General features: G+C 70.0%; 1 protein-coding gene. It reads right to left on the bottom strand.

Going from position 1 to position 454, the window contains the following annotated elements:
* A partial coding sequence (locus tag PZA18_RS24245; RefSeq protein WP_284103457.1) for a hypothetical protein occupies positions 1–454 on the bottom strand: 454 nt, incomplete at both ends.

The raw sequence follows: 454 nt of genomic DNA, 5'->3' as shown, positions 1-454 counted from the left end.
TCGTGCAGCATCACGTCCAGATTGCTGGCAAAGCCGCTGCCATCGCCCAGGGCGCCTTGCCGGTCGAGCAGCCACAGGCCGGCCTGCTTGATCTCGATCGGGAAGTGGGCCGTCTCGCCATTGCGGATCACGCCGCTGCCATTGAGTACCGGAGCGGGCAGCACTGCCGGCTCGGTGTCACCCCATTGGGCGTTCAGGCGGAAGCTGCCGCCCGCAGGGTGATCGACCTGCAGCAGCAAGGGCCCGGCGACCGGGGAAGTCAGCGTGAAGCTTGGCTGGCTGGCCGGATGCCAGCGTCCGCGTTCGACGCCTTCACTGTCCAGCAGGCGGACTTCGCCGGCACCAGACCATTCCCCCGCCGTCAGCTGCAGGCTGTCGCCCTGGCGCAGGCCCAGGCTCCAGGCGCTGAGCGGGCCGGTGCCGGTCAGTGCAATCGCCTGCGCCCCAGGGGGGG

The sequence above is a fragment of the Parachitinimonas caeni genome (genome assembly GCF_030129945.1).
GTDB classification, from domain to species: Bacteria; Pseudomonadota; Gammaproteobacteria; order Burkholderiales; family Chitinimonadaceae; genus Parachitinimonas; species Parachitinimonas caeni.
This window is presented reverse-complemented; position numbering and strand designations above follow the sequence as displayed.